Below are 15,363 nucleotides of genomic sequence, written 5' to 3'. Positions count from 1 at the left end.
AAATCACTGCATAAACTCTTTGTATTCTGCAATAACTTCTTTACTATTACCGATTTTCTTAACCTTATGGTTTTCTATCCAAATAACTTTATTACACACTTTTGCAATATCGTTCATACTATGGCTAACAAAAAGAATGGTTACCCCTTTCTTTTTGAAGGCGTTAATCGTGTTTATACATTTTTTTTGAAAACTTATATCACCAACAGCCAGAACCTCATCAATTATTAATATGTCTGGGTCAACTTGCGTAATAACTGAAAACCCAAGTTTAGCCAACATACCACTGGAATAGACTCGTATTGGCTCATCGATAAATTCCCCTAACTCTGAAAACTCAATGATATCATCAATTCTTGAGTTTAATTCTTTACGTCGCAGCCCTAATAAAGTTGCATTTAATTTTATATTTTCACGACCAGTTAATTCTGGATGAAATCCACCACCAAGTTCGAGCATAGATGCGACTCGTCCATTAACATGAACACTACCCTCACTCGGCTTTATTACACCTGCAACTAATGATAAAGACGTACTTTTACCAGCACCATTCCGGCCTATTAAAGCTACCGATTCCCCTTTCATTACTTGAAAAGAGATATCCTCTATTGCAAGATATGATCTACCTGAAAGCATCGTGAGCGCACGTTTAGGGTTAAAGATAAGCTCTTTTATCCCCGAACCAATATGGTGATATAAAGGATACCTTTTAGTTACATTTTTAAATTCAATGGCTACAGACATTACAAAATCTCAGCAAAACGGAATTTTAATTTATTGAATACCCATATACCAGCGATCATCATTATTAACGCAGATAAATAGATATGTCCAACCGTAATATAATTGATTGTCCCATGCATAAATAACTCTCTCCATGAAGTAATCATTAGAGACAATGGGTTAGAACCAATTATCCATCTATATGCTTCTGGGATCAGATCTACAGAATATAAAATTGGTGTGCAGTAAAACATCAGCATAATACCTAAGCTAATGAACCTTTCTAAATCTCTAAAGAAAAGATTTAATGTTGATAACATTAGAGCAAGGCCATACGTGAGCATCATTTGACCAAAACCAATTAATGGAATACCCCACAACCATGAAATTGCAGGTCGCATATCATAGATGTAAAGAAATACTACTATAACTGGAATGGTACAGAGAAAATGAAGGAACTCCATCAATACATTACTGAATGGGATTACTGACCGTGGAAAGACTGTTTTCTTTATTATTTGAGCATTTGCGATGAATGAAAACAATGAATTATTAGCTGAGCTTGCGAACCATTGCCAAGGAAATAATCCGGTAATTAGAAAAACTGTATAATTGGGTATTTGCACTCTCATCACTAGCTTGAAAATGAAGTAGTAAATCATCGCGAATAAAAGTGGATTTGCTATTGACCAAAGATATCCAAGAAAACTACTTTTATAACGTACCTTTAACTCTTTCTCAGTAATAACTGTTATTAAATCAAATAGATAGCCAACATTATACTTCATATATCTTGCTCTAAATTGCCTTTAAAATGAACGCTTGACATACATTTAGTACACCTTTCGCTCTTCATTGAAGGAGAAAGCTACCGCCCCTGGCTCACAGCTACCAGCTTGCTATTACCCTTCGCTCTCAAACCATAGCTAATTAGTTCTTCATCCGAAGTGTGAATATGAGAAAATTCAAATGAATACTAACCTGTTTTTAAAAAAAATTTATAGATAATAGCTAATAACTCTATTAACTATATAATCCACTCTTTTGATTCTCAAAAAATTAAGCAGCATGAATCCTAACATCTTAAGCCTTATTGCGAAAGCTACCCCCTTAGTGATTTGCCTAAAGATTAGACAAATCCGACAAAAACAAAAAGCCCGTCACAAGGACAGGCTTTTGCATTTCCCTCAGCTAGTTAGCTGAAACCATCCGGATTCTTACTCTGCCAGTTCCACGTATCACGCATCATGGCATCGATCCCGCGCGTCACGCGCCAGTCCAGTTCGTTATTCGCCAGCGTGGCATCGGCCCAGAACGCTGGCAGATCGCCGTCACGGCGTGGCTTAAACTCGAACGGAATCGGCTTACCGGACGCTTTCTCAAACGCCTTGATCATCTCCAGCACGGAGAAGCCTACGCCGCCACCGAGGTTATAAGCTTTGTAGCCTTCAACTTTGGCTAAGTGGTCCAGCGCTTTTAGGTGCCCTTCTGCCAGGTCGACAACGTGAATGTAGTCGCGCTGTGCGGTGCCATCCGGCGTGTCGTAATCATCGCCAAACACGCCCAGCTTCTCCAGACGGCCAATCGCCACCTGCGCGATGTACGGCAGCAGGTTATTAGGAATGCCGGTTGGATCTTCACCAATTTCGCCAGACTCATGCGCGCCAACCGGGTTGAAGTAGCGCAGTGCGATGGCTTTGAAATTCGGATCGGCTTTAGCGAAATCGCGCATCACGAATTCGATCATCAGCTTCGAAGTGCCGTACGGGCTGGTGGTGCCGCCGATTGGCGTGGTTTCCACGTAAGGAACCGGTGCATCGGCGCCATAAACGGTCGCAGATGAGCTGAAGATGAAGTTCCACACGCCAGCAGCGCGCATCTCTTCCAGCAGCACCACGGTGCCAGCCACGTTGTTTTCGTAGTATTCCAGCGGCATGCGCGTGGACTCACCAACGGCTTTCAGTGCGGCGAAGTGAATCACAGCGCTGATATCGTTAGTGGCAAACAGGTCACGCAGGCAGGCGCGATCGCGGATATCGCCTTCGACGAACACCGCTTTTTTGCCTGAGAGCTTTTCCACGCGGTTGATGGCTTCGCGGGAAGCATTGCAAAGGTTATCCAGGACCACAACGTCGTCGCCGCGCTCTAACAGCGCCAGCACCGTATGGGAGCCGATGTATCCCGCTCCGCCCGTTACCAAAATAGCCATGTGTACTCCTTTAAACCGCGCTAGAGGCGCGGTAGAGAATGAGAAAGCTTATTTCGCCAGGATTTTCTGAATAGATTCGCGGAAATCGCGGCCCTGATCGTTGTTACGCAAGCCGTAAGAGACGAATGCCTGCATATAACCGAGTTTACGACCGCAGTCGTAGCTGGTACCGGTCAGCAGCTGCACATCAACTGGCTTCTTCTTGCTCAGAGAGGCGATAGCATCGGTCAGCTGAATGCGGCCCCATGCGCCCGGCTCAGTGCGCTCCAGCTCTTCCCAGATATCCGCAGAGAGCACATAACGGCCAACTGCAGTCAGGTCAGAGTCGGTAGAACCCGCTTCTGGCTTCTCAACAAAGCTGGTGATGGTGCTGATATCGCCTGGGTTATCAATCGGCTCTTCGGTAGTCAGCACGCCATATTCAGTAAGATCTTCGCCCGGCATGTGTTTCGCCAGCACCTGGCTGTGGCCGGTGTCTTCGAAACGCGCAACCATTGAGGCAAGGTTATAACGCAGGTGGTCAGCGGTGGAGTCATCCAGCAGCACGTCTGGCAGCACCACCACAAATGGGTTGTCGCCAATCATTGGACGCGCGCACAGCACAGAGTGGCCCAAGCCTAACGGGTTGGCCTGACGCACGTTCATGATGGTCACGCCCGGCGGACAGATTGACTGCACTTCGCTCAGCAGCTGACGTTTAACGCGCGCTTCAAGCAGCGCTTCCAGCTCGTAAGTGGTATCGAAGTGGTTTTCCACTGCATTTTTGGAAGCATGGGTGACCAGCACAATCTCCTTGATGCCAGCCGCGACGCATTCGTCAACAATGTATTGAATCATTGGTTTGTCGACAATTGGCAGCATCTCTTTCGGAATGGCTTTCGTCGCAGGAAGCATATGCATACCGAGACCCGCAACGGGGATTACTGCTTTAAGCTTGGTCATATTTATTCCATTTCATGAAGTGAATACGTGGGGTCGATTATGCAGGATCGGCCGGTCGAGCAAGTATAATCTTTATCTGAAAAACCGGCACTAACTCTCTGTCACACCATCAAAATTCGCCAATTTGGCCGGTAAAAACGCCGAAATGCCAATGAGGAACCGATGCGCTAAACCGCTGAAAAATCGTGAAAGGATTTGAGATGACGAGACCAGAGATTGACTGAAAGCTGAGTTGATAATGCGCCATAAATGGCGCCGCTACGGACCGTGTAAACATTGAGTCATCTGTAGCGGCGCGATTCATCACGCGGGTTGGATGTTGATGTCTACAGCCAGCCCTCAAACCATTCCGGCATCACGAACAGGTTGAAGTGGTTTACCAGCATCATCAGCGCAACAAACACCACCGACACCGAAACCCACTGACGTGCATACGGCATAAAGCGGATGCCAATCACCGGCTTGATGAAGAACGGATGGGCAAAGGCCGAAATCAGCACCTGCGAGATCGACAGCGTCAGCGCCACATACAGCACGTTCGGCCAGATGTAGGTCGTCGCCAGCACCGCAACCACCACCAGGCTCGCCACAATGTTCCAGTAGAACTCAACATTGGTGCGGCCGTTGGCCTGCGAAATCGCGCCGGTTAAGCCGCCCATCGGACGCAGCATGCCAAACAGCAGCATCAGCGGGATCAGATGGTAAACCTGCTCATGCGAAGCGCCGTACAGCACGCGCACAATGACCGGGGAAAGAATGCCAATCGCCAGATACATCGCGCTACTGAACAGCATGATGACGAAGGTGCCTTTCAGGAACAGCTTTTTCAGCTGCTCTGGATCGTGCTGCTTCTCAGCGAAGCGCGGCAATGCCAGGCGGTTAATCACCGGCGAAACCAGCTTCAGCGGTTGCAGAATGAGCTCTTTTGCCAGCGAGTAAATCCCCAGCATCTCCGCACCCATCACTTTACCGACGATCAGCGCATCGGCCTGGGTACGCAGCTGATTGATGGTCTGCGAACCAAGCTGATACACGCCATAACGTACGGCGCTGACGAAGGTTTTGCCGTCGAACTCCCAGGTCGGTCGCCACGATTTCTCGCCGAAGTAGATCATGCAGAGAATGCGCGTGAAGGCGTTGATGAACAGACCAAGAATCGCCGCCGCCACGGTAAGCGAGGTGTAATACAGCATCGCGACGGTACACAGGAACGCAAACAGCTTGGTGGCCATCTCAATCTTCGCCAGCGTTACCATGCGTTTGGTTTTCACATAGTGCGCCTGATACTGCGACAGATGTCCCAGCACCAGGAAGTTGAGGCTGGTGAGCATGATCAGGCTCACCAGCTCCGGCAAGTGATAGAACCATGCCACCGGATAGGCAATCGCCAGCATAATCAAGCCGGTGCAGAAACTGAGCGACACGTTCACCCAGTAAATAGTGCTCTGCTCGCGGCGATTAATATCCTGGCGATGCACGATATAGCTGCTCATGCCCATATCCTGCAGCACGGTCGCCACCGCCAGAATCGCATTGATGATCGCCAGTAAACCCAGCTCGTGCGTTTCCAGTTTGCGCGCCAGAACGGCGAGCTGTAACACCTGAAGCAATGCGGCAAAACAGGTACTACCAAACAGCCAAACGGCCTGTTTTTTTAATCCGCTCACACCATGCGCTCCAGAATTTTCGCCAGCTCACCGTAAGCGATGTGCTGATTGAACTCAGTTTCGACTTTCTGCCGCGCAGCGGCGACCACCGGTGCCACATCCACGTCGCCACGCGACAGGCGCAGCAACGTCGCTGCCAGCTCGTCAGGATCGTTTTCGGCCACCAGCCATCCGCTGACGTTGTTCTCAATCAGTTCAGGAATGCCGCTGTGATAGGTTGACACCACCGGCAAGCCAACCGCCATCGCTTCCATCAGCGCCACCGGAATGCCTTCCATATCGCCATCTGCGGCGGTTTTAGACGGCAGCAGGAAGATGTCCGCCTCGTTCAGCGCCTGACGAATCTCATCCTGCGGCTTGAAGCCCGGCATGGTGACGTAATCCTGCAATCCAGCGCGCGCGATGTGCTCGCGCATCATGCCATCCTGTTCGCCGTTACCAATGATGGTGAACTGGAACTGGCCGCCGTTATTGCGCAGGATTTCGCTGGCTTTCACCGCCACATCCAACCCTTTCTTCTCGGTCAGACGCGCGACTGAGACGATGCGCAACGGTTGATGGAACGCCTCGCGCGGACGGAAGTTAAACTTCTCCGGCTCGATGCCCATACGCGTGACATGCACCTTGGCACGCGGACAACCCATCTCAATCAGCTTGTTCTCCCACAGGTGGCTGATAGGCAGCATCAGTTCGCTCTGTTTGAACAGGTTGACGTAGTCGAGCTTGTGCTCTTCCAGGATGTGACGACGCGAAATATCCGCGCCGTGGAACACCGTCGCCTGCTTGCCTTTCAGCACGCCGAGTTCGCGCAGCTTGTTAGCCAGTGCGCCGGCATAGCCGAAGTGCACCAGAAACACATCGGCGGTGTAAGGCTGCTTAGTGTTGGCGACAATCGCCGGCAGCAGCAGTTTGCTGGCCTGTGCGCCGTAGCGACGCACATTCAGCGACTTCAGCAGTGCACCTTTGGTGATTTTCGGCAGTATCAACCCGATACGCTGCGTCAGCTTATCGAGGTTGGATACTTTCTCTTCCGGCAGTAAATAGTGGGTTTTCGCTGCCAAATTGTAGTCATCGAACGCGGCGTGGCGATTAATCATATCGCCCGGAAACACGGAGATAATCTCCACGTCGTAGCCTGCATCGATGAAATGCGTCACCTGATTGAGCACAAAGGTCTCAGAGGCAACAGGAAAACGCATGGTGAAAAAGGTCAGCTTCATCACTTCACCCCAGGACGTTGAGAATTTCTGCTGTAATGCGGTTACCAATCTCACGCTCCTGCGCCACCGCGGTATCAACTTTGTGTTTCACGTTGTCGTAGTCGGCCAGCACCGTCTGCACTTTATCGATGAGCGAACCGTCCATCAGGCTCTGCACATCGGTGGCCATCTGCGGCAGGCCAAGCTGTTTCATCACGCCGAGCGACTTGTGCTCGTAGTTGATGGCCACGGCTGGCGTACCAAAGTTCATGGAGATGATGGCGGAGTGCAGGCGGGTACCAATGGTCAGATGACAATGGCTGAGGAGGATGCCGAGTTCGAGGTCGTTGAACTCGTCCATGATGACATGGTAATGCTCGGGATGCTCGACATGATCGCGCAACGTCAGCGCCACCATGCGGTCGTCTTTGGCGTAGCTATCAATACCAGTACAGGTAGAGAAGGCAACCACCTGATAACCTTCGGCAATCATCGCGTTGATCACGCGGCCAAAGGCAGCTTCATACTCTTTCTGTGTTACGCCAAGACGTTTGTCGAACGGCGCCAGTTCACGCACGGTAATCGCAATGGTTTTGCGTACGCTGATAATCGCCTGCCAGTGCAGCAGGTTATGGCTAGGATTGGCCACTTCACGCGCTTCAACCAGGAACGCGGTATCAACGCCCTTCTTCACTTTGCTGGTGGTCACGCCATCCTGCTTCAGGCGGTCGTAGCTCACCTCTTCGCGCAGCACCAGGCTGTCAACGCGGTCGAAGACAAAGTTTGCCAGCGCATTAACGCGCGGGTTCTCGAACGGACCGACCGAGTGACCGACCATATGCAGCGGCTTTTTCGCCATCAGCGCACAAAGCGCGTGGTCGAATTGGGTCACGCCGTAGAGATCGACGAAGAACGAGCCGCCAACCTGAATAATCGCGTCGTACTGCGCAAGGCTTTGGGTGAACGCCGCCAGATGCGGTGGCACCGAGAAGGATTTGTACACGCCGCCTTTGCCAAGGTGCGCCATCATGATGTCCGGCATCAAGCGGTTTGCCACCTTGCGTTTCAGGCTGCCCACTAACCCTTTGCCCGACTTGCTGTTGTGCAGGAACAGGGAATCCTGCTGGATATCCTGCTGCAGTAAATAGCCAGAGCTTGTTGGATAACGGCTGATCACATCGATATCCAAATCCGCGCGCGCGGATTTGAGTGAATCAATCAGCCCACGTAAAATCGCGCCATCCCCACGATTTCCACAGGTATGGTTTCCTACCAATAAAATCTTCATAAAAAAACTCCGGAAAAATTTTTGTAATTTTTACAAGCCGCCAATAGCTGCACTGGCAAAGTGAACTCTGATTCAAAGGACTGCAATGGGAGTAAACCCCAAAAAAGTGGTGCTAATTGCATTTCTATTCAGTACTGCTTACAAACTATGCACATTCCGTTGCGGCGCGATTTATCGCGTGTACCTGAAATTGGCATTGCGCAATACATTGCGCCGCTACGATCGGTGTGCGTTATGACTTCACGGCGAAATACGGCATAGCCACCTGCTCGCCATTGATCACCACCGAGATGAAACCTTTGGGTTCGCGCGTATCCACCTGTTCCGGCTTCAGCGCACGCGAGGCCAGTAGCAGATCGCCCTGCTCGTTGCCGCCGATGCCGGCTTTGCCGTTGTGCAGGCTAAAACGCTGCGGGGCCTGTTGCGCTGCGCTGCCCGGCGCGCCTTTGTCCATCACGGCGTCGACGCGCGCGCAGCGACCGGTCAGGAAGCGATCCTTGGCGGTGCTTTTGATCAGCACAGCGGTGGTCGGCGTCCAGCCCGCTAACTTCACGAACACTTTGGTGTCGGTATCGCTGCGTGGTTCGAAACGTACGTCCACTACCGGCGAGCTACCTTCCGCTGACCAGCTGGCTTCCGCTTTGTTTTTCTTGCGCTGCAGATGAATCACCGCGCGACCGCCGGTGCCTTTACCGTCGATAACATCCATCAGCGGCTGATTGGCGGTGCCGTTATTAAACTGTGACTGACCAAATACCTCGATCTCCCAGCTATCGCCCACCGTTGGCGAGTAGAAGTTGCCGAGTTCAAACCAGGTTTGCTGATCGCTGTTGTTGGTCAGGCGGAAGCGCGAGGTGATGTAGTTGTATTTCAGACTGCCATCGATGGCGACGCCGTAAGATTCGACGCGCGTCGAGCCCATTTCCCAGATGTTCAGCCAGCGTTCGCCTTCCAGCGAGTTATCGATCCAGCTGCCCGACTGCAGATTGGTCTGACGCATATTAAGGCGCGAGTTACGCGCATTGAGCGGGTTCTTGCAATCCTCAATGCTCAGCGCATCAACAATCCACTGGCCGTTCGAGATATCGCCAGGGAAATCGCTGTGCTCAATCCAGCCGTTATGGATGATGGATTGGCTGCAGCGCGGCAGATTCAACACCATGCCGCCTTTACAGTGCTGGGCGTTAAAGTTGGAGAGCTCAATCGCGGTGCTGTGATCCCAGGCACCGGCCTTTTGCCCCGACCAGCTGGCCTTAATCACATCGCCGGTACAGGCGTTGGCGTACCACTGATCGATTTTGCAATCCAGCGTATCCAGCAGGCTGAGCGAGACGCCGCCCACCTGATTGAAGCGCAGGCAGGCGCCACGGAAGAACTGGCCGCCCGGACAGGTATTGCGGAACAAACCCTGTTTGTTCGGACGCTTGTCGGTGTTGCCGTTGAAATTCAGGTTGGAGATTTCCGTCCAGCGCGCATTCACCTGGAACAGGAATTCGGAGCGACCGTCGGAAACCAGCGTGGTCGCCGGGAAGTAACCGAAGTTGACCATCGCGCCGGAAATGCGGAAGAAGCGACGTCCTTCGTCACCGAAATCACATTCAGAGACAAAGAAGGTGCCGGCCGGGAATTGCACGCAAATCTGCTGGCTGGCATCAATCGACCATTGATACATGGCTTTGATCGCCGGTGCAGTGTCAGTTTTGCCGTCGGCAATAGCACCGAAATCAAACAGCGTCAGGCGGTTGAAATCTTCCACCACGCGACGCCAGGTGAAACCCTTGCCGCTGAAATTCACGCCGCCATCATCTTTGCCATCACCGAAGGTGCCGACGAACTCGCCGCCGCCCACTTCCAGCCCTTCGTGCCAGCTTTTCAGCTTGATTTTGGCACCGGCAAACAGCGGACGGGTTTTGCGCAGCTCTTCAACCGATGGGATTTCACCAATCAGTTGGTAACCATTCGGCTGCGCCAGACGCTGGCTGAAGTTGCTTTGATTGGGGCGCGAGACATCGCTAATGGAGAACAGCGTGTGGCCCTGATCGTCCTCCACCACCATTGAGTGCGCGGGATTGGCGATCAACGCCGCATTGTCGTGAATGAACTGGGCGAAGTTGCCCTTGTTCAGCGCAATCGGCTGGCTGATTTGTGACACTTTGCCATTGGCATCGCGCAGAAACACCGGGATCTGGTTGCCGGCCTGGCTGGCATCGCTGCCCGCTTTACCGATCCACAGTTTGCCCTCGAAGTTCTGCCAGAACTGCGGCGGCATGGTATAGACGTTTTCTGGCGTCAGAATCGGCACATCGCCTGCCGGTACGCTGGCGGGATCGACGGATTTTAACGTTGGCTGACCACTTTTTGCGGCGTAGCTGGAAAACGCACTCACTGAGAGCGCAGTAACAATCGAGGAGGCTGCGGCCTGCAAGACTTCTCTTCTTTTCATGCTTCAATTCCCGTGGTTGTGCGGCCAAAAAGGATTCCCGAGGCACGATAATTGTCGCTAAACAAGGGCGAGCCAGCTCTGCTTGATCTGATTACCGTCAAACTTGAGCGCGGTTTCTTTGGTTTTTTCACTCATGGCGTAGAACAGGCCATCATCACTGGCGAGCTGCTCCAGCCGCTTGATAAAGGTGGTTTTGTCATTCATCGGCACCAGGAAGCCATCTTCACCGTGGTTGATGATCTCCTGCGGCCCGGTTGGGCAATCGTACGCCACCACCGGCAGCGACCAGGATTTGGCTTCCAGCAGCACCAGCGGCAAGCCTTCATAGCGCGACGTCATCAGCGCCATGTCGCTTTCGCGGTAGTAATCGTTGATGTTGCTGACTTTGCCGACAAAGTTAACGCTATTAGTGATACCTAACGCCGCAGCCTGATCGTGTAGCTGCTGGCGTAGTTCGCCGTCACCGGCAATCACCAGTTTCCACTCGGGATGTTTCTTGCTGAAGTCGGCCCAGATATCCAGCAGCAGGTCGAAGCCTTTCTGGTTATCAAGACGTCCCACCGCCAGCGCCTGACGGCTGCGCGTTTGACGTTGAAACGCTTTGTACACCACCGGATTGGGGATTTGCTGGCTGGCAATATTCCAGCGGTTAAACACCTGATGATCTTTGTCGGTCAGGACGATCACCTGGTCGTAATAGCGCAGCATCAGCCACTTCAGCAGCTTAATCGGCTTGCTGAACGAGTTAATCGCAATGTGTTCGCAGGCATACGCCTTGAAGCGCTTCTTCTTCAGCGCCATCAGATTCCAGAAGGCGAACATCACGCTCAGGCGGCCCATGCTGATCAGGAATACGCTGTCGAAGCCTTCCTGATGAATGCTGCTAACGGCGCTTTTAATTGGGTTGCTGTGGCCTTCAAAGCTGACAATTTTTTTCACCCGTTCGAACGGATAAAAGGTTTTGCCATGGCCTTCCAGCGAGTAAATGGTGACTTCATGCTGCTCGCCGAGGCATTCAGACATAAAGTTGCAGATGTTTTCCGTGCCCGCATACGAGTAGGCATCTTTAATCACCAAAACGATCTTTTTCATACAATCCTTTCCACCTCAAAAATATATAAGCAGCTAAATCACCGTTGCGCTTAGCGGTGTTTTAAGGCAAAAAGAACCCCGTTCACCATGTACCATGTATAATAGTAATATACTTTTAACGGATTGTTTTTATAGATAATTCTTAATAATTCGAGGTGCCACTTCGCCGCTTTATTTTTGTTGCGCGACAGTGAATCGCCCAACTCGTAATAGTTGACCAGGGTTTTCTGGATCACGCGGGCTTGTTTGTAGCGGAGGAACAACTCATAAAGGAACAGGAAGTCTTCATGGCCTTTACGCTGGAAGAAGATGCCCTGTGGAGGACGGCGGAAACACACCGAGGAGAAGCAAACGCGATATTGCTTCTTCACGAAGTTTTCCTGCTGCAGGTAGGGTTTGCTGTAGTTGATATCGTGGTCAGCGGTTTTGGTTTTGTAGTGATAATGCGTGATCACGAAATCGTCGCCGGCGGCGATCGCGGCCGTCTGTTCGGCCAGTTTTTCGCGGTGCCATTCGTCATCGCTGTCGAGAAACGCGATGATCTCTTCTTTCGCCGCGCGCAGCCCCACGTTACGGGTTTCGGCTGCGCCCTGATTGACCTCGTTGTCGAGAATGGTGATACGCGCGTCCTGACAATGTTCACGCACCAAGGCGAGTGAATCATCGGTGGATTTGTCGTTGATCAGGTAAAGATGCCAGTCGCTGTAGGTCTGGTTGATGATCGACTCAACCGCGCGCAGAACGGTATTTCGCGCGTTATACATCGGCATCACAATACCGACGGTGCCAACATGATTTGTCATTTGTCTACCCGGAGTTTCAGGAACCAAAAAATTGCCCCCGTGTAGGGAGCAAGTGAAAGTGTTTAAAAGTGAATCAGGAGACGGCTCTTCTGCCCGAGAAGCGCGACTTCACCTTATCGAGCAGGCGATTCATGAAGTAGGCGCGATTGTCACGGTTGGTGAGGAAGAAGTAGCGTGCAAAGCTGAGGCTGGCCTGCAGCGATTTACCATCCATCTTGTAGCGCAGCGGCAGCTTGAACGCCTTGTAAGTATGGATGTCACGCGTGGTCAGATGCGGCTTCATGGTATCGAGCCAGAAGAACGAGTATTTGACCGATTCGCCTTTGTGCTTGGAACCAAATTTGGTCACCAGATGGTAGGTTGCCAGCGGTTTGTCGATCATCACGAAGGCGTAACCCATGCGATCGGCGCGGATGCAGAAGTCATAATCCTGATGGCGAATATAGCGCGCATCAAACTGGATCTGCGCCGCATCTTCGCGCTTCAGCACAATGGTGCTGGTTTGAATAAAGCCGTAACAGCCAAACAGATACTCGGCCACGGTTTCGTTTTTGCCGGGCGGTTGCATCGGCATCACCTTGAGGAAGCTGCCATCCTGATGGATGTTCACCTGACTAAAGATGACGTAGCGCGATTTGCCCTGCGCTTCCAGTTTGGCGATGGTTTCACTCGCCACCAATAACTTGTCCGGATGCCACTCATCGTCGGCATCGAGGAAGCTGATAAAGTCGCCGGTTGCCAGCTCAATACCTTTGTTACGGGCGCCAGCGCCGTTGAGTTTGACCTCAGACAGCTCCAGTTTGATAGCCAAATCCTGATAACGTTCGCTGCGTACCACCTGCGCCAGTTCAGCCGCATCGGCCGATTTGTCATCAACAATAATGACTTCAAAATTGCGATAGGTTTGCGCTTTGACGCAATCTAGCGTCGTGACAATCGATTTCGACGCGTTATACGCGGGAATAACAATTGAGAAGCGAATCTCCTGCATTGCCAGCACCTCATTAAAAAAGTTACAAAATCAATGATATAACTTGTGGGCTCAAAAGAATAATGGGTGATGTCCTAATTTGTCGGCGAGGTCTTCATCGCCACTTTCTTCTTGTTGCTACTGCCGATAAACGGTTTCTCGACAAACAGATACGTCAATTTCGCCACATAGAAGGAGGCGACAAAGAACAACGTTGAAAGGAAGGTGTAGAACAGGAACGAATGCGGATAGAGCGTTTCCGGGATCTGCTTGATGAAATAGAGCACCACACCGTGAATCAGATACAGGCTGTAACTCACCTCACCAATCGACATCAGGGTTTTGTTTTCCAGAATGCCAAACACGGCGTTGCCGCTGCTGACAATAAAGAAGATTACCGTCAGGCAGCAGAGGAAAATCAGATACCAGAAGGTGTTGCTGGTGAACGACAGCGAGAACAGCGACAGCACAATCACCGCAAAACCGGCCAGGCTGGAGGTTCTGTAGTGCGCAAACATGTCGCGATACTTATACGCCAGATAACCCATGGCGAAGCCCAGCACCGGACGCGGATCGGTATAGGTTTTGCCCCACAGACGCAGGCCAACCGCCACGCAGAAAATCACGCCGATGGAGCCGAGAATCAGCAGCGTTTTGTATTTACCTTTGGTGGCGCGGTTGAGCACGTAAATCAGCGGAATCGACAGGTACAGCAACCATTCGAGGCGCAGCGTCCATTCCACACCGGCGTTGACATCCGCCGTCAGGAAATCACCCATGCGGTAGCTGCCAATAAACAGCAACCACAGCACAGCATCTTTTACTGCCGTGAGGCTATAAGTGAGATCGCCCTGCACCACGCCTACCGCGATGATGACAAAACCGGAGAACCAGAACATCGGGACGATACGGCGGATACGCGACTTCAGCAGCTTGTGCGTCAGCTGCCCTGGCGTCAGGGTTTCATTATCCAGCCAGCGATAGAACAGGAAGGCGGAGATCATGAAGAACAGCAGTACACCGAATTTACCGGAGTTAACGAAGAAGTTGCCTTCGGAGAACCAGGCAAAATAGTCTTTATCGAACACCCACTGACCATCCAGCGAATAGATGTAGTGCGCGAAGTGTGAGAACGCCACGATGCTGGCCAGCAGCGCGCGCATACCAGAGATACTTTTAATACCGCTACTGTTGTACACGCCTTTGTGGAAGGAGAATACTCGCAGAATGATTAGCGCCAGACAAAATGACAGCACCATGATTAATACATACATGTCAGCTCCTGAATCTGAGTTGGGTTAGCTGCTGTGCCGCGACAAAACGCTATCGAAAGTGCTGCTTAAGACGTTGAAGGTTCTTTCTGCTTTCTGCTTATAAAGCATCTCGTTCGGGTGAATGCAATCAGGCGACATCTCAGATTGCCAGTCACGGTTCTGCTTGATGACGCTGTATTGCTTCACAATTGGCACCTGCTGCTCTTTAGCCACTTCATTTAACTGATAAACATACGGCCAGACGTTCCAGCGCTCGGCTTTGCCACAAATGGGATTCGGTTCCTGTAACACCACCAGCTTGTTATTCGCCTTCGCGCCTTTGACCAGCTCGGTGATAATGCGCTTATACTCTTGCGGCGTTTCAATGCGCTCGCCTTTGTCTTTGAAGAAGTTGATGCGCGCATCGTTGATGGCATAGTTAATCAGAATCATGTTGGCATCGGATTTCGCCATGCGTTCTGACCAATCCATCGGCGTATTGTCTTTGTTGTACACCAGCACCGAAACCTGTGCGCCCGGCATGCCGTGGTTCTTCACCTCAATGTTGTTGCCGTATTTCTCACGCAACATCTGCTGCAAAAAACTCACTTCATTATTTTTACTGAGGATATTGCGATTGCCCGACGCGGTAACGCCGGCGGTGGTGGAGTCACCGTAGGCGGCGATGATAAAGGTGCCGGGATGATCCTCTGCCTGCGCCAGTAGCGGCGCAGAGGTGATCAGAACTGCCAGTAAAGTCTTCCGCATATTTCC

At 51.4% G+C, this 15,363-nt stretch carries 13 protein-coding genes; all 13 read right to left on the bottom strand.

Going from position 1 to position 15,363, the window contains the following annotated elements:
* Positions 1-3 precede the first annotated feature (3 nt).
* The 13 genes from IB226_RS02485 to IB226_RS02425 all read right to left on the bottom strand — a co-directional run bounded on the left by IB226_RS02485 (position 4) and on the right by IB226_RS02425 (position 15,357).
* Positions 4-744 carry an ABC transporter ATP-binding protein gene (locus IB226_RS02485; protein WP_192233396.1) on the bottom strand — a complete coding sequence of 247 codons (741 nt, stop codon included), beginning with the start codon at positions 742-744 and terminating at the stop codon, positions 4-6.
* Positions 744-1,511 (bottom strand): ABC transporter permease, encoded by a 768-nt coding sequence (locus tag IB226_RS02480; protein WP_192233394.1) that lies wholly within the window; start codon positions 1,509-1,511, stop codon positions 744-746. Before IB226_RS02480 ends, IB226_RS02485 begins: the two co-directional genes overlap by 1 nt.
* A gap of 407 nt (positions 1,512-1,918) precedes the next feature.
* On the bottom strand, positions 1,919-2,932 hold the full coding sequence (gene galE, locus IB226_RS02475; RefSeq protein ID WP_192233391.1) for a UDP-glucose 4-epimerase GalE: 1,014 nt from the start codon (positions 2,930-2,932) through the stop codon (positions 1,919-1,921).
* Between the two features lie 48 nt (positions 2,933-2,980).
* Positions 2,981-3,874 carry a UTP--glucose-1-phosphate uridylyltransferase GalF gene (gene galF, locus IB226_RS02470; protein WP_101763372.1) on the bottom strand — a complete coding sequence of 298 codons (894 nt, stop codon included), beginning with the start codon at positions 3,872-3,874 and terminating at the stop codon, positions 2,981-2,983.
* Between the two features lie 326 nt (positions 3,875-4,200).
* Positions 4,201-5,541, bottom strand: coding sequence for an MOP flippase family protein (locus IB226_RS02465; RefSeq protein WP_192233389.1), 1,341 nt, complete (start codon positions 5,539-5,541; stop codon positions 4,201-4,203).
* A complete protein-coding gene (locus IB226_RS02460) occupies positions 5,538-6,761 on the bottom strand; it encodes a glycosyltransferase (protein ID WP_192234494.1) in 1,224 nt (407 codons plus the stop codon). The genes IB226_RS02465 and IB226_RS02460 overlap by 4 nt, the downstream gene beginning before the upstream one ends.
* Before the next feature lie 4 nt (positions 6,762-6,765).
* Complete coding sequence (gene wcaK, locus IB226_RS02455; RefSeq protein ID WP_192233387.1) at positions 6,766-8,028, bottom strand: colanic acid biosynthesis pyruvyl transferase WcaK; 1,263 nt, start codon at positions 8,026-8,028, stop codon at positions 6,766-6,768.
* Between the two features lie 232 nt (positions 8,029-8,260).
* Positions 8,261-10,471, bottom strand: a complete 2,211-nt coding sequence (locus IB226_RS02450; RefSeq protein ID WP_192233385.1) for a phage tailspike protein — start codon at positions 10,469-10,471, stop codon at positions 8,261-8,263.
* A 57-nt stretch (positions 10,472-10,528) separates the two neighbouring features.
* The gene (locus tag IB226_RS02445; RefSeq protein WP_192233383.1) at positions 10,529-11,563 is read right to left on the bottom strand and encodes a glycosyltransferase; all 1,035 of its coding nucleotides are present in this window, start codon (positions 11,561-11,563) and stop codon (positions 10,529-10,531) included.
* A 50-nt stretch (positions 11,564-11,613) separates the two neighbouring features.
* The gene (locus IB226_RS02440) at positions 11,614-12,366 is read right to left on the bottom strand and encodes a glycosyltransferase family 2 protein (RefSeq protein WP_137386117.1); all 753 of its coding nucleotides are present in this window, start codon (positions 12,364-12,366) and stop codon (positions 11,614-11,616) included.
* Between the two features lie 73 nt (positions 12,367-12,439).
* On the bottom strand, positions 12,440-13,357 hold the full coding sequence (locus tag IB226_RS02435) for a glycosyltransferase family 2 protein (protein ID WP_101763367.1): 918 nt from the start codon (positions 13,355-13,357) through the stop codon (positions 12,440-12,442).
* 74 nt (positions 13,358-13,431) lie between these two features.
* Positions 13,432-14,610, bottom strand: coding sequence for an acyltransferase (locus IB226_RS02430; RefSeq protein ID WP_192233381.1), 1,179 nt, complete (start codon positions 14,608-14,610; stop codon positions 13,432-13,434).
* Between the two features lie 24 nt (positions 14,611-14,634).
* Positions 14,635-15,357 carry an SGNH/GDSL hydrolase family protein gene (locus IB226_RS02425; protein WP_101763365.1) on the bottom strand — a complete coding sequence of 241 codons (723 nt, stop codon included), beginning with the start codon at positions 15,355-15,357 and terminating at the stop codon, positions 14,635-14,637.
* Between the last annotated feature and the right edge of the window lie 6 nt (positions 15,358-15,363).

Source organism: Pantoea sp. PNT03 (assembly GCF_014852515.1).
In the GTDB taxonomy this organism is placed as follows: Bacteria; Pseudomonadota; Gammaproteobacteria; order Enterobacterales; family Enterobacteriaceae; genus Pantoea; species Pantoea leporis.
Note: the sequence above shows the minus strand (reverse complement) of the source record. Positions and strands in the feature narration are given on the sequence as shown.